At 38.7% G+C, this 19,589-nt stretch carries 16 protein-coding genes, 2 tRNA genes and 2 rRNA genes; 9 read left to right on the top strand and 11 right to left on the bottom strand.

Annotated features, from left to right (window positions below; genetic code table 11):
- Positions 1-56: 56 nt before the first annotated feature.
- The gene (locus tag O3746_RS00100; RefSeq protein WP_014065694.1) at positions 57-320 is read left to right on the top strand and encodes a GrxA family glutaredoxin; all 264 of its coding nucleotides are present in this window, start codon (positions 57-59) and stop codon (positions 318-320) included.
- Between the two features lie 56 nt (positions 321-376).
- Here the strand turns inward: O3746_RS00100 and O3746_RS00095 are convergent, their stop codons facing one another.
- The 6 genes from O3746_RS00095 to rsgA form a co-directional block, all read right to left on the bottom strand.
- Positions 377-3,403: a glycoside hydrolase family 2 TIM barrel-domain containing protein gene (locus tag O3746_RS00095; protein ID WP_290990246.1), complete on the bottom strand. Its 3,027-nt coding sequence runs from the start codon at positions 3,401-3,403 to the stop codon at positions 377-379.
- Positions 3,404-3,524: 121 nt separating this feature from the next.
- Positions 3,525-4,724, bottom strand: a complete 1,200-nt coding sequence (manA, locus tag O3746_RS00090) for a mannose-6-phosphate isomerase, class I (RefSeq protein ID WP_290990248.1) — start codon at positions 4,722-4,724, stop codon at positions 3,525-3,527.
- Positions 4,725-4,797: 73 nt separating this feature from the next.
- A complete protein-coding gene (crr, locus tag O3746_RS00085; protein WP_049374055.1) occupies positions 4,798-5,298 on the bottom strand; it encodes a PTS glucose transporter subunit IIA in 501 nt (166 codons plus the stop codon).
- 59 nt (positions 5,299-5,357) lie between these two features.
- The gene (gene ptsI / locus O3746_RS00080; RefSeq protein ID WP_197543590.1) at positions 5,358-7,085 is read right to left on the bottom strand and encodes a phosphoenolpyruvate-protein phosphotransferase PtsI; all 1,728 of its coding nucleotides are present in this window, start codon (positions 7,083-7,085) and stop codon (positions 5,358-5,360) included.
- 79 nt (positions 7,086-7,164) lie between these two features.
- Positions 7,165-7,422 carry a phosphocarrier protein Hpr gene (ptsH, locus tag O3746_RS00075; RefSeq protein ID WP_005695633.1) on the bottom strand — a complete coding sequence of 86 codons (258 nt, stop codon included), beginning with the start codon at positions 7,420-7,422 and terminating at the stop codon, positions 7,165-7,167.
- Between the two features lie 152 nt (positions 7,423-7,574).
- On the bottom strand, positions 7,575-8,612 hold the full coding sequence (rsgA, locus tag O3746_RS00070; RefSeq protein WP_178161187.1) for a small ribosomal subunit biogenesis GTPase RsgA: 1,038 nt from the start codon (positions 8,610-8,612) through the stop codon (positions 7,575-7,577).
- Positions 8,613-8,688: 76 nt separating this feature from the next.
- Between rsgA and orn the strand changes: the two genes are divergently transcribed.
- From orn to glnE, 8 genes are all read left to right on the top strand, one after another.
- Positions 8,689-9,237, top strand: a complete 549-nt coding sequence (gene orn, locus O3746_RS00065) for an oligoribonuclease (RefSeq protein WP_049366140.1) — start codon at positions 8,689-8,691, stop codon at positions 9,235-9,237.
- A 93-nt stretch (positions 9,238-9,330) separates the two neighbouring features.
- Positions 9,331-9,406, top strand: a tRNA-Gly gene (locus O3746_RS00060).
- Positions 9,407-9,426: 20 nt separating this feature from the next.
- Positions 9,427-9,502 (top strand) — tRNA-Gly (locus tag O3746_RS00055).
- A 116-nt stretch (positions 9,503-9,618) separates the two neighbouring features.
- The gene (gene tsaE, locus O3746_RS00050; RefSeq protein ID WP_005695630.1) at positions 9,619-10,089 is read left to right on the top strand and encodes a tRNA (adenosine(37)-N6)-threonylcarbamoyltransferase complex ATPase subunit type 1 TsaE; all 471 of its coding nucleotides are present in this window, start codon (positions 9,619-9,621) and stop codon (positions 10,087-10,089) included.
- Between the two features lie 11 nt (positions 10,090-10,100).
- Complete coding sequence (locus O3746_RS00045; protein WP_302130690.1) at positions 10,101-11,714, top strand: N-acetylmuramoyl-L-alanine amidase; 1,614 nt, start codon at positions 10,101-10,103, stop codon at positions 11,712-11,714.
- An 8-nt stretch (positions 11,715-11,722) separates the two neighbouring features.
- On the top strand, positions 11,723-13,567 hold the full coding sequence (mutL, locus tag O3746_RS00040; protein WP_371447358.1) for a DNA mismatch repair endonuclease MutL: 1,845 nt from the start codon (positions 11,723-11,725) through the stop codon (positions 13,565-13,567).
- Position 13,568: 1 nt separating this feature from the next.
- Positions 13,569-14,522 (top strand): tRNA (adenosine(37)-N6)-dimethylallyltransferase MiaA, encoded by a 954-nt coding sequence (miaA, locus tag O3746_RS00035; protein ID WP_075916032.1) that lies wholly within the window; start codon positions 13,569-13,571, stop codon positions 14,520-14,522.
- A gap of 3 nt (positions 14,523-14,525) precedes the next feature.
- Positions 14,526-17,459, top strand: a complete 2,934-nt coding sequence (gene glnE / locus O3746_RS00030; protein ID WP_371447355.1) for a bifunctional [glutamate--ammonia ligase]-adenylyl-L-tyrosine phosphorylase/[glutamate--ammonia-ligase] adenylyltransferase — start codon at positions 14,526-14,528, stop codon at positions 17,457-17,459.
- A gap of 94 nt (positions 17,460-17,553) precedes the next feature.
- Here glnE and O3746_RS00025 read toward each other — a convergent pair whose 3' ends face one another.
- The 5 genes from O3746_RS00025 to O3746_RS00005 all read right to left on the bottom strand — a co-directional run.
- Entirely contained in the window at positions 17,554-18,069 is a 516-nt protein-coding gene (locus tag O3746_RS00025; RefSeq protein ID WP_049384648.1) for a hypothetical protein, read from the bottom strand.
- Positions 18,070-18,078: 9 nt separating this feature from the next.
- Positions 18,079-18,546 (bottom strand): hypothetical protein, encoded by a 468-nt coding sequence (locus O3746_RS00020; protein WP_049384649.1) that lies wholly within the window; start codon positions 18,544-18,546, stop codon positions 18,079-18,081.
- 8 nt (positions 18,547-18,554) lie between these two features.
- Positions 18,555-18,845, bottom strand: a complete 291-nt coding sequence (locus tag O3746_RS00015) for a hypothetical protein (protein WP_049384650.1) — start codon at positions 18,843-18,845, stop codon at positions 18,555-18,557.
- A 219-nt stretch (positions 18,846-19,064) separates the two neighbouring features.
- A 5S ribosomal RNA gene (rrf, locus tag O3746_RS00010) occupies positions 19,065-19,180 on the bottom strand.
- A 148-nt stretch (positions 19,181-19,328) separates the two neighbouring features.
- A 23S ribosomal RNA gene (locus O3746_RS00005) occupies positions 19,329-19,589 on the bottom strand; the annotation flags it as partial.

The following is a 19,589-nucleotide window of genomic DNA, read 5'->3' as shown; positions in this document are numbered from 1 at the left end:
TTTGTGGAAATAGAGTAAAATCATTAGGAATTTTGTTTAAATAAAAGGAAAATTTTATGTTCGTAGTTATTTTTGGTCGTCCTGGCTGCCCTTATTGTGTACGTGCAAAAAACCTTGCTGAAAAATTAAAAGGTGAAGTAGCGGATTTCGATTATCGCTATGTAGATATTATCGCTGAAGGCATTTCTAAAGCAGATTTATCAAAATCTGTCGGTAAAGAAGTGGAAACTGTGCCACAAATCTTTATCGATGAAAAACCAATCGGTGGTTGCACTGATTTCGAAGCATTAATGAAAGAACAATTTAACGTTATTGCTTAATTTTTGCTAAAAACATAAAAGTGCGGTTAATTTCAACCGCACTTTTTTATTTCATCTTAGTTAATTTGTAGCGAGATCGACCAATCCCACTCCGTTTCATTCAAACGATATTGTTCTTTTAATACAGGTCCACAAGAGTTGGATCCTACCCCACTCATTTTATAATCCACACACAAGATCGTACTGCCACTTTTCTCCAAATCATATTGGTGCTTTTTACTGCCCAATTCTTCTTGAGAATAAGGCGAAACATTCATGCTAAAAGGCACATGACTTTGCACGATAAAACAATCAGCCGAATTCGCCACCTTCACTTCACGACAACCATAGTGACTGCCATTTTCTTGCGGCTTTAAATAAGGTACATGATTACTTTCTGGTATTGTCTTATAACGACCGAAAGCCGTGGCGTGATGTTTATCCAGATAACTTTCCGTTGGACCATAGCCTACATACTCCACTTGGTTAAATCCTTGATTAAGGAAGAAACGCAAACCAAAGCGTGGTAAGAATGGCAAGTGCGGTTGTTTTTCAGCATGAATATTGATGCGAAGTAATCCATTTTGCTCAATACGATACACCACATGCAATGTCAGAATTCGCGCTTTTGATACGGCAACCAATCCTAATTTAAAGGTAATTTCAACCGCACTTTCCTGCTCAGTTACACGGTAATCATAGACTCGACTCGTCGCACGATCGTAACCTGCTGCAAGCCAATATGCTTTCATTAAACTATCATTATCTAAAGGCGCTCGCCAAATATTAAAATCGGCAGCTTGATTCAACCACGGCTCGCCCGCTTTGCGAATTTGTTGAATAGTGCCTTTATATTGATCAAACTGGTATTCAATATCTGCCACTTTAACTAAAATTAAATTGGCATGTTCTGAAACAGAAATCGGTTGGAGATTTGATTTGAGCTCATCAGCGAATAAATGAGGTTGCTCCGACAAAATGATCTGATCAAATCCCAAACTGTGCCCTTGGGGAATTAAGCCCGTTTCTGTTTTTTGATGATAGGTCAATGTTAAAACTTGTAATGAACCGTTACTTGCCGGCAATGTTAAAGGCAAAAGTGAAGTTGATTTTGGTGCAATGTTTAAACCATCTATTTGGCCTTCTTGTATAACAGCAAAATCTTCGGTGATTTGATAATGAATCGAAATGGCCTCTGCCGCATCCGTAAAATCCAAATAATTTTTGAGTTCAACATGACCATTTTTTAAGGTAGCACGAAGTGGACGATACACATTTTTGTATTCCAACAAATTGCTTTGAATTTGACGGTCAGCCGTCACTAATCCATCGGCACAAAAATTACCGTCATTCGGTTTGTCATTAAAATCCCCGCCATAGCCCATCTTGCTTGAGTTTGGCAAATAAGGCGAATGATTGCACCACTCCCACACAAAGCCACCACAAGCGCCTGCATGTCGTTCCATGACTTTAAAATAATCTTCCGTATCTCCGCAAGAATTCCCCATCGCATGCAAATATTCACAGAAAAGATACGGCTTTTGATTTTTGGCATCGGCAAAATAAGCATCCAATTCTTCCGTACTGGTGTACATTTCGCTATGAAAATCTAAATTGGATGTGTCATTTTGATGCGCTGAATGTTGAAAGATCGCATTTTCATAATGCACTAAGCGACTTGGATCGCGCTGTTTCACCCAAGCGGCAGCTTGCTCAAAGTTCTCACCGTAACCACTTTCATTTCCCAATGACCAAATCACAACAGAAGGACGATTTTTATCTCGCTCAACATTGGCATAAGTGCGGTCTAAAATGGCTTGATTAAATTCGGAGCTTCGAGCCATATAACAATAATTGTCGATTGTTTTTTGACGAATTGCGTCATGATCAATCTCTGTTTTTACCCCTAATAAAATGCTTGTTTCTGGCGACTCTACATAGACTGCATTCGTGCCGTGTGATTCAATATCACTTTCCGCAATCACATAAAAACCATATTCATCACACAATTCAGTAAACCAAGGTGCATTAGGATAATGCGCTGTGCGAATGGCATTAAAATTATGCTGTTTCATTAAGCGTAAATCTTGCAACGCTTGTTCGCGACTAATGACATAACCAGTGTTAGGATCGCTATCGTGACGATTAACGCCTTTAAACTTTATCACTTGTCCGTTAAATAACATTACACCATTCTTTACTTCGATATGACGCAAACCAACCTTTTGGCAAATTACTTCTGATCCATATTGCAAAATCAACGTGTATAAACGAGGGTTCTCCGCATGCCATAATTGTGCATTTTCAATTTCAGCATGAAATGCATGCCCTTTTTGTTCAATTATCAATTCGCCTTGAGGATCAAATAATTGCCAAGAAATGGATTGTTCGCATTCTACAAACTGACAGGCCACATGTAATTGAGCCTTGGTAAGGTCTTTATTCAATTGCATTTGAATAAAGAAATCTTGTAAGTAATTTCTTTCTCGCGCTAACAGATAAACATCTCGGAAAATACCGGACATTCGGAATTTGTCTTGGTCTTCCAAATAACTACCATCACACCATTTCAATACTAAAACATGTAAGTGATTTTCCCCTTGTTGTAAAAAATCAGTGATATCAAATTCGCTAGTGCAATGACTAATTTGGCTGTAGCCCACAAACTGTTGATTCACATACACAAATAAGCAGCTATCTACCCCTTCAAAATTTAAGAGATATCGTTTTTCTGGATTGATTTCAACATTAAAAACGCGGTGATACAAACCGCAAGGATTTTCAATGGGCACATAAGGCGGATCAAAAGGGAAAGGATAATTTACATTAGTATATTGATGATTATCGTAACCATGATTTTGCCAATTGGAAGGAACAGGGATTTTATCTGTAAATGAAAAATGAAGAAAATCTTGAGGCAAGTGAGTATAGCTTTCAAAATAAGCAAAATCCCATTCACTATTTAGTAAGGTAAAGTAATGGGAAAATTCTCGTGTCTTTTTGACCGCACTTTCTGTTGAAGAAAAAGGAATAAAATAAGCATGATGTGGTGTGGTATTCACGTGCAAGGTTTGCGGATCTTCAAAATAACGAGGCAACGGCATAAAAACTCCTAATGCAATTTAGACACATAAAAAAGGGCGCCAGAATGACGCCCACTATACCTAAAATCTTCGACTAATCTACCAATAAGTTCACAAATCGTGATAGTTATCACATTAATTTTTATGGCAATTTTGCTAAGAAGGCATAACCGCCTTTTTCACTCATTATCTCAACATTAGAATTCGCTGTAATGAATGCTGACTCACCTTGTTTCAAGGTAAGTGCAGTTGATTTTTCTTGTATTTTCAGCTCACCTTGCATCACCAACAAAATACCCGCACTTTGAAGATTTACTTTAGTATGCTTTTCGGGTTCGACACGAATTTGAGCTAAAGCAAAATCGTTTACTGGCGTTTTATAAGTAAATTCTGACTGATTTTGAGGCGCGGCTGAGATAATTTTAGGTGTTACTTCGCGACAATCCACAATTTTTAATAATTCGACAATATCGACATATTTTGGTGTTAATCCACCACGAATCACATTATCAGAACAGGCCATTAACTCCACGTTTTGTCCGCGAAGGTAAGCATGAGGAATGCCTGCATCTTGGAAAATTCCCTCTCCTTCTTTTAAATGCACGATATTAAAGAGATAAAAACACACCAAGCCTGCATCTAATTTTTCAGGCGAAATCGCCATGGCTTCCATCGTATAAAGCACCCAATAATCAGGGTTATCTAGCGCTAACTCGCTATTTTTATAAGGCTGTTGGTTGGCTTCAATAATGGGCAATAGCCAATTTGCGAGCGTTGATTGATCCGCTAACATCACATCCGCATAAAATTCAGCAAGGCTTTGTGTGCTTAGTTTTTCAGCCAAAGGTTGCAAAGAGGGGCGCGCATTTAATGTGGCAAGAATTTGAGATTTTGTTTTAAAACCATGTAAAAGCCAGAAATCAGATAAAGCAATCATCATTTCTGGTTTGTGATTTCTATCTTTATAAGTCCGAGTGCTGTCTGTTAATGCCACGCCTTTTGCATTTTCAGCCTCAAAGCCCTTTTCAGCTTGAGACTTAGTCGGATGCAATTGAATCGATAACGGCTTTTCAACATCTAAAATCTTTAACAAATAAGGGAGTTCATCGCCAAATTGCTGACGACTTGCTTGCCCAAGTGCGGTCGGATTTTGCAATAAAAATTCAATAAGGGATTGCTTACCTGTTACATCCTCAATTTCAGAAGGTGCTGATGGATGAGCACCTAACCACCACTCTGCACAAGGTTGATCTTTCGCTGAATGTAATCCAATCAATGATGCAATATAGTTTTTTCCGCCCCATGCATAATGCTGTACTTGGCCAGTTAATCGATAAATCATCTTTACCTTCTTTAAAAAAGAATAAGGATAAAAAAATCCGCTTATTTAAAGCGGATCTTTTAGTCTATAAATCTTATTTTGTTAAACTTAAAACAACCGATTCTCCAGCAATCACTTCACCCGATTTTTTCTCGATAGATGAAATTTCATCCATGTTAGAGATAACCACTGGTGTTAAAACTGATTTTGCTTTTGATTCTAATGTTGCTAAATCAAATTCGATTACTGTGTCGCCGCGTTTTACGCTTTGACCTTCGTGTGCGATGCGAGTGAATCCTTCACCTTTCAATTCAACGGTATCAATACCGAAGTGAACGAATAATTCAACACCCTCTTTTGATTCCATTGAAAACGCATGGTTGGTTTCAAAAATTTTACCAATTACACCATCAACAGGCGCAACAATTTTGTTACCTGTTGGGCGAATCGCGATACCATCACCTACGATTTTTTCAGAGAAAACAACATCTGGTACATCTTCGATGTTCACAATCTCACCAGAAAGTGGCGCATAAATTTCGACTTCCACTGTTTTGTTTTCTTTTGAACCAAATAATTTGTCAAATAAGCCCATTTTAATCTCCTATCTATTAAAGATGGCTAGTATTTTAACGTAAAACTCTGTTTTTGTATCTAGTTTAACGATTTTTCTGCTAAAAAAGCTTGAATTAATTGCTCAATTTCAGCAGCGGTTGGTTTTTGTAATGCTTCATCAGCTAAGGCTTTCACCTCTTGATAATTCACATGACGAATTAATTTTTTAATACGTGGCACAGAAATTGCACTCATACTAAATTCATCTAAGCCCATACCGAGTAACAATAAGGTTGCTCGTTCATCACCGGCTAACTCACCACACATACCAGTCCACTTGCCTTCTGCATGAGAGGCATCAATCACTTGTTTAATCAAGCCTAGCACTGAAGGTGACATTGGATTGTATAAGTGAGAAATTAATTCGTTACCACGGTCAACAGCTAAGGTATATTGGGTTAAATCGTTTGTACCAATACTGAAGAAATCCACTTCTTTCGCTAAGAATTTTGCATTGACTGCTGCAGATGGGGTTTCAACCATGACACCCACTTGGATGTTTTCATCAAAAGCTTTACCTTCTGCACGTAATTCTGCTTTTAAGGTTTCAAGCACAGATTTTAATTCGCGAATTTCTTCTACCGAAATAATCATCGGGAACATCACGGCAAGTTTACCAAACGCAGAAGCACGTAATACGGCTCTTAATTGTGCGTGTAAAATCTCACGACGATCAAGGGCAATACGTACCGCACGCCATCCTAAGAATGGATTCATTTCTTTTGGTAAATTTAAATATGGAAGCTCTTTGTCTCCACCGATATCCATGGTACGTAATACCACTAGGCGACCTTCCATTGCTTCAACCACTTCTTTATAAGCAATGAACTGCTCTTCTTCGCTTGGCAATTGATCACGATCCATAAAGAGGAATTCAGTACGGTATAAACCCACCCCTTCTGCACCATTACGGTGTGCGCCTTCGCAATCACGAATCGTACCAATATTTGCAACCACTTCCACTTTATGACCGTCAAGGGTAACTGCAGGCAAATCTTTTAATTTCGCTAATTCTGCTTTTTCTTCAGCAAGTTTTGCTTCTAGTGTTTTTAATTCATCAATTTCAGCTTGAGTCGGATTCACGTAAACACGGTTGTTCACGGCATCTAAAATAAGATAATCACCTGTATTCACTCGAGCTGTGACATCATTCGTCCCTACAATGGCCGGCAATTCAAGTGAACGAGCCATAATTGAAGTGTGAGATGTTCTACCACCAATATCAGTGATAAAACCTAATACTTTTTCTAAGTTTAATTGAGCAGTTTCTGATGGAGTTAAATCGTAAGCCACAAGGATGGATTCTTCAGTAATATCACCAAGATCCACAATATGCATGCCTAAAATATTTTTGATTAAACGATTACCGATATCGCGAATATCACCCGCACGTTCTTTTAAGTATTCATCATCAATTTCAGACAACATTTCAACTTGTTGATCGATGATTTTACTTGCTGCCACACTCGCATTCACTTTGTTTGAACGAAGATAATCAATAATTTCCTCTTCTAACTCTTCATCTTCAAGGATCATTAAATGGCCTTCAAAGATGGCCGCTTTTTCTTCACCTAAGGATTTTAATGCACGTTGATGAATAGAATTAAGTTGCTCAACGGCCGCTTCACGGCCTGCATAAAAACGGGCAACTTCTGCCTCAACTTGATCTTCTGAAATTTTTTGCGTATCAAGAACAATTTTTTCTTCTTTTAATACTAAGGCTTTACCAAAAACAATACCTGGTGACGCTGGAATACCTGTAATCATACTTTTACCTTCCGAGATAATTTATTAAAGGTTAGATAAACAATAGCCATAGAATAGAAATCCTATGGCTAATCGTAAATTATTCTAAAGTAGGAATTAATGCGACTAAATGTTCAACGGCTTGTTGTTCGTCTTCACCTTCCGCCGAGATGGTGATTACAGTTCCTTGCGTTAAGCCTAAGGTTTGTAGCTTAAATAGGCTTTTCGCACTTGCACTTTTACCACCAGAAGTCACTGTTACATCAGAAGCAAATGCTTTCGCTTCTTTCACAAATTGCGCCGCTGGACGGGTGTGTAAACCATTAGGAGCTGTAATTTCTACATCTTTTGAGAACATAATGTTACCTCTATAGTAATTGTAAAATTTAGTCTATAAATCCGCTGTAGTATCTCTATTAAATGCCCAATAATCAAGGCTAAACACAAAAAAACTTGAGCTACATCACGAAATTAGAGGTACTTTATACCTAATTTACAGTAAATTGTCTACTATACAGAAAAATGACGCTGTGATTTCGTCTCACTCAAGCTTTCAATGAGGCGATGATAATTCTCATAGCGTATAGGTGAAATCCGACCTGCTTCGACAGCCTCACGTAATGCACAGCCAGGATCGTTCAAATGCTTACAATCTCGGAATTTACATGTACCTAAGACATATTGAAATTCACGATAGCCTTTGGTGATCTGTTCTGGCTCCAAATGCCATAAACCAAACTCACGAATGCCTGGTGAATCAATCAAATTACCGCCTTGTGGCAAATGATATAAGCGAGAAGAAGTTGTGGTATGTTGCCCCAAACCCGAGGTTTCACTGATGCCACCGACTTGCGCATTGACCGTTGGTAAAATATGGTTAATTAAACTGGATTTGCCTACCCCTGACTGTCCCACAAAAATGGATGTTCCATCACTTAAAAGTGCGGTCAATTTTTCCATATTTTTTCCAGTTTCAGCAGAAATGATGATGGTCTGATAACCAATATCACGGTAAATCTGTAACTGACTTTCCACTTCCTGCTCTTGCTCCGAATTCAGTAAATCGCCTTTATTTACCACGATGACTGGCTCGATCCCCGCATTTTCACACACCACTAAATAACGATCGATAATATTGAGTGAAAGTACTGGCACAACCGCAGAAACAATAATAATACGATCGATATTCGCCGCGATTGGTTTCAACCCATCATAATAATCTGGGCGAGCAATTTCATTTTGTCTTGGGTGAATGGCTTCAATCACACCGCTCACACCTTGGAGCTGTTCATTGCCTTGTCGCCAAATCACTTTGTCTCCAACCACGAGACTAGAAAGTGTACGACGTAAATTACAGCGGAAAATTTCGCCTTGTGCGTTTTCTACGTCTGCATGAACCGAATAACGCGTGACCACTACCCCATCTTGGCTTTCGCCTAGCATATCATCTTGCCATTCCACTTCTTTCTTCTTGTGGCGATGCAAAGCTTTCGCGTTATTTGATTGAATTCGACGAGTTTGATTTTGCGTTAGTTTACGTTTGCTCATAAAGTGCGGTCGTTTTTTCCGATGTTTTTCGTTAAAATAAACGGGATTAAAAAATGTTCATAGGATACCTTATATTATGCAATTAGATAAACAAAATCTGATTTGGATCGATTTAGAAATGACAGGATTAGATCCTGAAAAAGAACGAATTATTGAAATCGCAACCATCGTGACAGATAAAGATCTCAATATTTTAGCGGAAGGACCTGTGATTGCGGTACATCAAAGTGATGAATTATTAAACAAAATGTCAGAATGGTGCGTAAAAACCCATACAGCAAATGGCTTAGTTGACCGTGTCAAAGCGAGCAAACTCACCGAACGTGCGGCTGAATTACAAACATTAGATTTTTTAAAACGATGGGTACCAAAAGGTGCTTCACCGATTTGTGGCAACAGCATCGCACAAGATAAACGCTTTCTTTATAAATATATGCCTGATTTAGCGGATTATTTCCATTATCGTCATCTCGATGTGAGCACGTTAAAAGAATTAGCCGCTCGCTGGAAACCAGAAATTTTAGACGGGTTCAAAAAAGGTAATACTCATTTAGCCCTTGACGATATTCGAGAGTCAATAAAAGAGTTAGCTTACTACCGTGATCACTTTATTAATCTGGGTTGATGAAAACTTAGGCAAACTCAATCATTTGCGAAATCTGCACTTGCGTTGAATAAATTTTTTCGTATAATGTTGCCTCATTCACCAATGTGAAATGCGGGAATAGCTCAGTTGGTAGAGCACGACCTTGCCAAGGTCGGGGTCGCGAGTTCGAGCCTCGTTTCCCGCTCCAAATTTTCACATAAATGCCCTGCGGGAATAGCTCAGTTGGTAGAGCACGACCTTGCCAAGGTCGGGGTCGCGAGTTCGAGCCTCGTTTCCCGCTCCAAATTCTCAATCCGTTGCTGAAAAGCAGCGGATTTTTTTATTGTATTTTCCCTACATATTCCCTTCAAAATACGATAAAATCCCCTAGAAACTTTAACCTAAAAAATCACTCTAAGAATGACCGAATTAACCCAATACATTCCTGATGAAGGCACGATGCTCCGTTTTGGTAAAAAACTGGCAGAAGTGCTTGTAAAACAACCGAAAGATAATGCCATTGTGCTTTATTTTAATGGCGATCTTGGTGCAGGAAAAACCACCCTGACTCGCGGAATGGTGCAAGGTTTAGGCTACCAAGGCAATGTCAAAAGCCCTACTTATACCTTAGTGGAAGAATATAGCATTGCAGGAAAAATGATTTATCACTTTGATTTATATCGTCTTGCCGATCCTGAAGAATTGGAATTTATGGGTATTCGTGATTATTTCAGCCAAAATTGCATCTGCTTAATCGAATGGGCAGAAAAAGGTGAGGGCATCTTGCCTGAGGCTGATTTATTGGTGAATATTGATTATTACGACGATGCTCGAAACATCACGCTAATTGCTCAAAACTCAGTGGGCGAGCATATTTTGACACAACTATAAAACTGACTTACATGAAAGCAAAATTTTCGTTTCTTTTTGGAATATTTTCTCTAATTTCTACTACCGTATTTGCCGCACCACAATGGACAATTGCCATTGATCCCGGCCACGGCGGTAAAGATCCCGGTGCAATCGGAAAAAATCTCGGCATTTATGAAAAAAATGTCACCCTTTCTATCGCGCGAGAATTAAAAGCCTTATTAGATAAAGATCCTAATTTCAAAGGCGTTTTAACGCGCAGTAGCGATTACTACATTTCTGTGCCAGAACGTTCTGAAATTGCACGTAAATACAAAGCAAATTTTCTCGTGTCTATCCATGCCGACTCCTCTCTTAATGCAGACCAACGTGGTGCATCTGTTTGGGTGCTATCCAATCGCCGTGCCAACGATGAAATGGGTCAATGGTTAGAAGACGATGAAAAACGCTCTGAGCTTTTAGGTGGTGCAGGAAAAGTACTTTCCAATAACAATGACAAATATTTAGATCAAACTGTACTCGACCTGCAATTTGGTCACAGCCAACGCACAGGTTATGAACTCGGAAACAGTATTTTACGTCGCTTTGCTCGCGTGACTTCATTAAGTCGTAGCACGCCACAACATGCGAGCCTTGGCGTATTGCGTTCACCGGATATTCCTTCCGTTCTGGTGGAAACAGGTTTCCTTTCCAATATGGAAGAAGAACAAAAACTGAATACCATTGCTTATCGTCGTCGTATTGCTTATATGATTTATGAAGGCTTAGTCGCTTATCGCAATGGTAATTTAAAAGCGATTGCTGTTCCACCTAGTGATGAGCAAGATAGCAAATCTACAAAATCAAACGACAAAAATAATGAAAAATCTGACCGCACTTCCGATGTGAAGGATAGCGGTATTCGCCATAAAGTGAAATCAGGCGAAAGCATTGGTAGCCTAGCAAATAAATACGATGTGAAAGTCAGTGAAATCATTGAGTTAAATAAACTGAAACGCAAAGAACTTTGGTTAAATGAAACCATTAAGATTCCTGATAATGGCAAAGGCAAAAAATCGGAAGAACCAACTAAAGAAGAAAATAAAAACATCGAAAAATCTGACCGCCCTTCCGATATCAAAGATAGCGGTGTACGTCATAAAGTGAAACCAGGTGAAAGCATTGGTAGCTTGGCGAACAAATATGATGTGAAAGTCAGTGAAATTATTGAGTTAAATAAACTGAAACGTAAAGAGCTTTGGCTGAATGAAACCATTAAAATTCCTGATAACGGCAAAGGCAAAAAGGTAGAAGAAAAACCTAAAGCGGATGATAAAGCCAAAGCCGATAACAAAGGAAAAAGCAGCAAAATTGTTGAAGCAGAAAAAGCGGTTTCTAAAAAAGATCAAAAACAAGAAAAAGCTGAGAATAAAAAAGAGCCTGAGAAAAAAGGTAATGATAAAAAAGACGCTTCTTCAAAAGGAAATGAAAAGAAAGATGATGGCAAGAAAGAAACCCCGCTTTATCACACAGTAAAAGCTGATCAAACTATCTATGCTATCTCTCGTGAATACAATGTACCGGTTAATCGTCTTTTAAAACTGAACCCAACATTGAAAAATGGCAAAGTCGTAACTGGGCAAAAAATCAAACTTAAAGAAAAATAAGGAATCCTATGGCAATCAAAATTCTTTCTCCACAGCTGGCTAATCAGATTGCCGCCGGTGAAGTGGTCGAACGCCCTGCTTCTGTGGTGAAAGAATTGGTGGAAAACAGCCTTGATGCCGGTGCCAATAAAATTCATATTGATATTGAAAACGGCGGTGCCAGTCTGATTCGTATTCGAGATAATGGCAGCGGTATCCCTAAAGAAGAATTAAGCCTTGCGCTGGCTCGACACGCAACCAGTAAAATTGCCGATCTTGATGATCTAGAAGCCATTTTAAGTTTAGGTTTCCGCGGTGAAGCCCTTGCCAGTATCAGCTCGGTTTCTCGTCTAACCCTTACCTCTCGCACAGCAGAGCAAAATGAAGCATGGCAAGTCTATGCGCAAGGACGAGAGATGGAAACTACAATTAAACCTGCATCTCATCCAGTCGGTACAACAGTTGAAGTGGCAAATCTCTTTTTTAACACACCTGCTCGTCGTAAATTCTTACGCACCGATAAAACAGAATTTGCTCATATTGATGAAGTCATTCGCCGTATTGCTTTAGCAAAATTTAATATCGCTTTTACGCTCACTCATAACGGCAAAATTGTGCGACAATACCGCCCAGCGGCAAATGAAGAGCAGCAACTAAAACGCGTTGCTGCCATTTGTGGCGATGATTTTGTTCAACATGCCTTACGTATTGATTGGAAACATGATGATCTGCATCTTTCTGGCTGGGTGGCGACACCTGAATTTACCCGTTCTCAGAATGATTTAAGCTATTGCTATATCAATGGGCGAATGGTGCGCGATAAAGTGATCACCCACGCAATTCGTCAAGCTTATGCGGAGCATTTGCATACTGAGCAATACCCTGCATTTGTACTGTTTATCGATCTCAATCCACATGATGTCGATGTCAACGTTCATCCAACAAAACACGAAGTACGTTTCCATCAAGCGCGTTTAATTCATGATTTTATCTGTCAAGGCGTAACAAATGCGCTCAATGCCATTCCTCAAGCTGAATTGGATTTAGCACCCGCTATGAATGAGGCAAGAGAGCCTTCGGCTTCGTATCAAACGCACTATGAAATAAAACCCAATCGGGCTGCGGCAGGGCAAAATATTTTTGCCTCGCATTATCATCAGACTCGTGAAAAACAATCAGAAAATCGACCGCACTTTTCAAGCCGTAGTGAGTACGTTCCGTCGTATGGTTATCGCGAACAACCTACAAAGACCGAACAACGCTTATATGGTGAATTAGTACGTCCAACAGAAGCCTCTCAAGTTTTAACAAAATCTGTCGTTGAACAACACCCACAGACAAGTGAAACAGGCTATTTACGCGCATTAGCATTAATTGAAAATAAAGCATTGCTTTTACAACAAAATCAGCAGTTTTATTTGATGTCATTAGCTAAATTGCAAACCTTAAATTATGAATTAACCTTACAACAAGGTGAAATTTCACAACAGCCGTTGCTCATTCCGATTATTTTTCGCTTAGATGAAAAACAATTTGAACAATGGCAAAAACAAAAAGCTTTTTTCCAACAAAGTGGTTTTGAATTTATTGAAAATGAAGCTCAGCTACGTCTTACATTAAACAAAGTCCCTGTGGTTTTACGTACACAAAATTTACAAAAATGTGTGGTGAGCCTACTTGCGGAACATCTAGAAAATATACCTGATTTTCTGACCGCACTTTGTCAGACTCTAGAGATGAAACCAATTCAAGTGTTAGCGGATGCGGTCAGCTTATTAAGCGAAACGGAACGCTTACTGAATAAAGCTCATCAAGAAAAATTTAATACATTACTGAAACCGATTAACTGGCAGCCTTTTTTAACTGATTTGTAATATGACACAACAAACTGACTCCAAACCAACCGCACTTTTTCTGATGGGACCGACAGCCTCAGGAAAAACGGATCTTGCTATTCAATTACGTCAAAGCCTGCCCGTGGAAGTGATCAGCGTCGATTCTGCATTAATTTATAAAGGGATGGATATTGGTACGGCAAAGCCTTCTAAAGAAGAACTTGCCCTTGCCCCTCATCGCTTAATCGATATTTTAGATCCGGCTGAAAGTTATTCCGCGATGAATTTTCGTGATGATGCACTCAGAGAAATGGCTGATATTACCGCGCAAGGTAAAATTCCGCTTTTGGTTGGCGGCACTATGTTGTATTACAAAGCATTGATTGAGGGACTTTCTCCCCTTCCTTCTGCTGATGAAAAGTTACGCTTAGAAATTGAAGAAAAAGCGCAAAAACTTGGCTGGCCAGCACTTCATCAAGAATTACAAAAAATTGATCCTATTTCAGCAGAGCGTATTAATCCAAATGATTCACAGCGCATTAATCGTGCATTAGAAGTATTCTATTTAACGGGCAAATCATTAACGGAATTAACTGAACAAAAAGGCGAAGAATTGCCTTATCAATTTTTACAATTTGCTATTGCTCCAGAAGATCGTGCGGTGTTACATCAACGTATCGAACAACGTTTCCATAAAATGATCGAATTAGGTTTCCAAGAAGAGGTTGAAAAACTCTATCAACGAGAAGATCTCCATCCTGATTTGCCCTCTATCCGCTGTGTGGGCTATCGACAAATGTGGGAATATTTACGTGGTGACTATGATCATGAAGAAATGGTCTTCCGTGGCATTTGTGCGACTCGCCAATTAGCAAAACGACAAATCACCTGGCTGCGCGGCTGGAAAACACCATTAAATTGGCTAGATAGTCTGCAACCGCAACAAGCCAAAGAAATCGTACTACGCAAGATTGACGAACATTTTAAGGGGTAAATTATGGCGCTTTCACTTCCGCTTTCGACTGAAAAACTCATTCAACTTGGCGAAGTGCTTTGCCAACATTTCCCTGAAATGAATCTTGATAAAATAACCCAACAAATCGAGCGGGACGTAGCCGATCTCACAACCCCAATGGGACAAATAAACTATGCCATCAGTCTGTCTGATTTCTTGGAAAAAGTCTTAAAAAAACACCCGCACTTTTTAGCCCAATGGTGGCAAACACCTCCTCAATTTTCAGATTGTCAACATTACGCTAGCCATCTAGCTGACCAACTCTCCACTATCCAAAACGAAGAACAGCTTTACAAAACGCTACGAGATTTTCGAAATCAAGAAATGGCGAAACTAAGTTTCTGTCAAAGCTTGAATCTTGCTACCGTAGAAGAAATTTTTATTCGTCTTTCTAAACTTGCTGAGAGTCTTATCATTGGTGCAAGAGACTGGCTGTACAAACAAGCTTGCGAAGAAATGGGCACGCCTTGTGATGAACATGGCAACCCTCAGCAACTCTATATTCTTGGCATGGGAAAATTAGGTGGTTTTGAGCTAAATTTCTCCTCTGATATTGATTTAATTTTTACCTATCCCTCACAAGGTGAAACCGTCGGTGCAAGACGAGCCGTTGATAATGCTAAATTTTTTACCCGTTTAGGACAACGTCTGATTAATGCATTGGATCAATTTACGCCAGATGGCTTTGTCTATCGTACAGATATGCGTCTTCGTCCTTTTGGCGATAGTGGTGCACTTGCCTTAAGTTTTTCTGCGATGGAACAATATTACCAAGATCAGGGGCGAGATTGGGAACGCTATGCCATGATCAAAGGTCGTATTTTAGGCGGTGATGCGCAAGATCCCAATGTAAAAACCTTACAACAATTACTTCGTCCTTTTGTGTATCGACGCTATATTGATTTTAGTGTGATTCAAGCTTTACGTGAAATGAAAGGTAAAATCGAGCGCGAAGTACGTCGTCGTGGCTTAAAAGACAATATTAAACTAGGCGCAGGCGGGATTCGAGAAATCGAATTTATTGTACAAGTTTTTCAACTGATTCGTGGTGGCCGCGAGATTAAACTCCAACAACATGAATTGCTTAAACTTCTCCCTGAAATACGAGATCTTGGTTTAATTACGCCTGAACAATATCATGAATTAAGAGACGCTTATATCTTCCTTCGTCGAACTGAAAACGTACTACAAGCTATTGACGATCAACAGACGCAACTTCTCCCAACAGATGAAGAAAATCGCCTTAGATTAATGGTCGCTTGTCGAGAATACACTTACTTAGATGAGAACAATCAAACTACGATGAAATCTTATCCAATTGAAAACTGGGATGATTTCTATCAAATACTACAAACACACCAACAAAAAGTGCGGTCAGTTTTTGATGTATTAATTGGTGAAGAAAAAGATGAACGTACCGATGACAATAATCATTGGATTGATTTTTTAGAAAGTGATCTTGATGACATTGAACAAATGTTGGTTGATAATCACATTGATGATGACGCAATTTCCGATATCTTAGATAAACTTATTCAATTCAAAGAGGGGCTTGCGCGCCGTGTTATTGGCTCTAGAGGTCGAGAAGTTCTAGCTCACTTATTACCAAATATCTTCACTCAAATATTTGAACAAAAAAATTACCGCACTTTATTGCCACGCATCCTCAACATTGTCGATAAAATTGCGAGTAGAACGACGTATTTAGAATTACTCTTAGAAAATCCTCAAGCCATTGAGCAGCTTATTGAACTATGTGCGCAATCACAGATGATTGCCGAACAAGTCGCTCGTTTCCCTATTCTACTCGATGAATTATTAAATACTGAAGCGCTACGTAATCCATTGCCGTTCACACAGTATCCTGATGAATTGAAGCAATATATGCTGCGATTACCGCAAGATGATGAAGAACAATTTATTGACGGTTTACGCCAATTCAAACAGTCTATTTTATTACGTGTTGCAGCCGCTGATATTCTAGGCGTATTGCCTGTTATGAAAGTAAGCGATCATCTCACTTATCTGGCAGAGGCAATCATTGATGCCGTTGTCAATTTTGCTTGGCAACAAGTCAGTCAACGATTTGGAGTTCCCGAACACCTTGTAGATAAAACTGAAAAAGGCTTTTTAGTTATTGGCTACGGCAAATTAGGCGGAATTGAACTCGGGTATAAATCCGATTTGGATTTAGTCTTTTTATACCAAGCTGTTGAAGGCCAAACCATTGGTGGGAAAAAATCCATTGATAGCAACCAATTCTATTTAAGATTGGCTCAAAAAATTGTCAGCATTTTTAGTATGAACACCAGTGCAGGCGTACTTTACGATGTTGATATGCGATTACGTCCTTCAGGCGATGCAGGCTTATTAGGCTGTTCACTTCAAGCATTTGAAAACTATCAACTCAATGAGGCTTGGACATGGGAGAAACAAGCGCTTGTCCGTAGCCGTGCTATTTTTGGTGAAACTGAATTAAAAGCGGAATTTGAAAAAATTCGCTGTAATGTACTTTCCGCTCAAAGAGATATTAATCAGCTAAAAATCGAAGTAAGAGAAATGCGTGAAAAAATGTACGAACATTTATCTCATACAAAAGATGGCTTTTTTAATATCAAAACCGATCGTGGCGGCATTACCGATATTGAATTTATCGCCCAGTATCTGATGCTCGCGAACGCTCCAATTAACCCAATATTAACCAAATGGTCTGATAATGTCCGTATCTTTGATTCAATGGCAGAATATCACATTATTTCTCCAACAGAATGTGAAAATCTCAAATTCTGCTACGTGACACTACGTAATAAAATTCATCACCTGAACTTATTAGGAAATCCTGTCATTGTTGATGATTCGGAGTTTGCAGAAGAAAGGGAATTTGTTTGTTCTTTCTGGCAAAAGCTTTTCCATTAAAAATAATAATATATTTTTATATCATTTCTAATGGCATAAAAAACCGCATAATAAAATATGCGGTTTATACTAAATAACTCATAAATTTAACGTATTAATGAATCTGACCTGCCATAATGCTTTTTAATTTTTGATCTACTAGTCCAAATGAAGAAACACAATTAAATCCTGCTGCATCTATATTCTTTTTTGATGAATTAAGTATAGTTTTTTTTAGTTTTGGATCTGAATCAGCCATATTAGGTAATTTAACAATATTCTCAGGGACCAAAGGAATATTATTTTCTATCAAATATGGACGAATTAATTGAGTCAAAGAGTAGTCTTTAACATAACGTTGCTCATACTCGTTCATATTACTAATAATTTTTAAGACGTCCTGATCAAGTTTCTCCCACTTACTTGCTATTTTTTTTGGACATGTTTCACTATAAGTCAGCGTCATAACGCTAATTAACCCAATATACTCTAACTCAGTTTTTTCAGCAAATGGGCGAACTTGTTGGCCCTGTAATGCCACATTAGAAGTATTTATATTAGGTAAATTTACACTACTCTCACAGCCTGATATAAATAAAGCAATTGCCATTACTGGAAGTAACTTTTTCATTTTGATTCCTTAATAAGTATTACAAAAAACTTGATTACCAATTCGATTACAAATGGTATTTCTTGGTCTATTCTGACCGACACTTTGGATAACCTGATTGTTTTGTTGTTGATATGCTCTATAAGCTGCACTTTGAGCAGCATCAAATTGAACATCTGCACTTGTCACATTAGCACTCACAGCAGTAAGAGCATAAGAATGGCTTGTAGAAGTTACAGGGAATTGATTTCGATATTGCTCAACAGCTCCTCCAACCCAAACAGCTTGACACGGTTGTACTTGAATAACGCCTCTCTGAATATCTTGTTCAGAAATATTATAATAGGCATTATAAGGAGTATAGCCAACAAACTGTCCTCCACAGATTAATCTTGCATTTTGTGGCGAAGAGTTATACCAAACATGTAAGCCTGATGAGCAAGCTGATAAAGCAAATACTACACTAAAAATAAATAAATTTTTATAATTTGAAAGCATTCGATCCCTTATTTTCTTAGATTTAAGATATACTGTTTAATCTTTAAAAAATTAGTATTTACTTCAGATAAATCTCCATCTTTTAAATCAGAATAAATATAATTTAATAATACAATAGTTTGTTGAATATGCGTAAAACTATGAATTTCTACACTTTTTATGTTTTTTATCAGTTCACCAATTTCAAAAACTAGGTTATTATCTAAATTCTCCTTATTTAATTCTAAAATAGATTGAAAATCTAAATCTTCCCAAGATTTAGATAGTTGCGAAAGCATTTCTTGATAATTATCATCCATAATCGTCACCATAATTTTATTCAGAGAGTTTACTTGATATGTCAATATCAAGTAAAAGGAGTATACTTCTTTGAAAATTTAGAATGTTTAGATGTGATCTGAACAAAAATTCGTCCCATGTAGAAACTCAATAAAGGAAGTAGTGTACTAATTAAAAGTAAATTAAGAAATCTAAAAAACAAAACCCCAAGCTCTTCAGCTCGGGGTTCTACATTCAGTACCTGGCGGTGTCCTACTCTCACATGGGGAAGCCCCACACTACCATCGGCGCATCGGCGTTTCACTTCTGAGTTCGGTATGGGGTCAGGTGGGACCACCGCTCTATCGCCGCCAGGATTATTCCTTTAATAACTTCTATTTTCTCTCTGCTCCGCTATCTCTAGCGCTCACAACCAAACAAGCTGATTCACCTTCAATACTTTCTCTTTATCCTCTGAGTTTCGTCTTTGTATCATTACAACACCCAAAACCCTTGAGCGTTGTATAGTTAAGCCTCTCGGGCAATTAGTACATGTTAGCTCAACGGCTCGCACCGCTTACACACCATGCCTATCTACGTCTTAGTCTTAAACAACCCTTACTGTCTTAAAGACAGGGAGAACTCATCTCTTGGCAAGTTTCGTGCTTAGATGCTTTCAGCACTTATCTCTTCCGCACTTAGCTACCCGGCAATGCGTCTGGCGACACAACCGGAACACCAGTGGTGCGTCCACTCCGGTCCTCTCGTACTAGGAGCAGCCCCAA

Origin of the sequence: Haemophilus sp. 27098_8_127 (assembly GCF_041433495.1) — a bacterium.
Lineage (GTDB): Bacteria > Pseudomonadota > Gammaproteobacteria > Enterobacterales > Pasteurellaceae > Haemophilus_D.
The sequence above is the reverse complement of the archived record's forward strand: the minus strand, read 5'-3'. Positions and strand labels throughout refer to the sequence as shown.

Coding starts and splice junctions, on each gene's coding strand:
- O3746_RS00100 (WP_014065694.1), top strand. CDS start 57: ATGTTCGTAGTTATTTTTGGTCGTCCTGGCTGCCCTTATTGTGTACGT.
- O3746_RS00095 (WP_290990246.1), bottom strand. CDS start 3,403: ATGCCGTTGCCTCGTTATTTTGAAGATCCGCAAACCTTGCACGTGAAT.
- manA (WP_290990248.1), bottom strand. CDS start 4,724: ATGATTTATCGATTAACTGGCCAAGTACAGCATTATGCATGGGGCGGA.
- crr (WP_049374055.1), bottom strand. CDS start 5,298: ATGGGCTTATTTGACAAATTATTTGGTTCAAAAGAAAACAAAACAGTG.
- ptsI (WP_197543590.1), bottom strand. CDS start 7,085: ATGATTACAGGTATTCCAGCGTCACCAGGTATTGTTTTTGGTAAAGCC.
- ptsH (WP_005695633.1), bottom strand. CDS start 7,422: ATGTTCTCAAAAGATGTAGAAATTACAGCTCCTAATGGTTTACACACC.
- rsgA (WP_178161187.1), bottom strand. CDS start 8,612: ATGAGCAAACGTAAACTAACGCAAAATCAAACTCGTCGAATTCAATCA.
- orn (WP_049366140.1), top strand. CDS start 8,689: ATGCAATTAGATAAACAAAATCTGATTTGGATCGATTTAGAAATGACA.
- tsaE (WP_005695630.1), top strand. CDS start 9,619: ATGACCGAATTAACCCAATACATTCCTGATGAAGGCACGATGCTCCGT.
- O3746_RS00045 (WP_302130690.1), top strand. CDS start 10,101: ATGAAAGCAAAATTTTCGTTTCTTTTTGGAATATTTTCTCTAATTTCT.
- mutL (WP_371447358.1), top strand. CDS start 11,723: ATGGCAATCAAAATTCTTTCTCCACAGCTGGCTAATCAGATTGCCGCC.
- miaA (WP_075916032.1), top strand. CDS start 13,569: ATGACACAACAAACTGACTCCAAACCAACCGCACTTTTTCTGATGGGA.
- glnE (WP_371447355.1), top strand. CDS start 14,526: ATGGCGCTTTCACTTCCGCTTTCGACTGAAAAACTCATTCAACTTGGC.
- O3746_RS00025 (WP_049384648.1), bottom strand. CDS start 18,069: ATGAAAAAGTTACTTCCAGTAATGGCAATTGCTTTATTTATATCAGGC.
- O3746_RS00020 (WP_049384649.1), bottom strand. CDS start 18,546: ATGCTTTCAAATTATAAAAATTTATTTATTTTTAGTGTAGTATTTGCT.
- O3746_RS00015 (WP_049384650.1), bottom strand. CDS start 18,845: ATGGATGATAATTATCAAGAAATGCTTTCGCAACTATCTAAATCTTGG.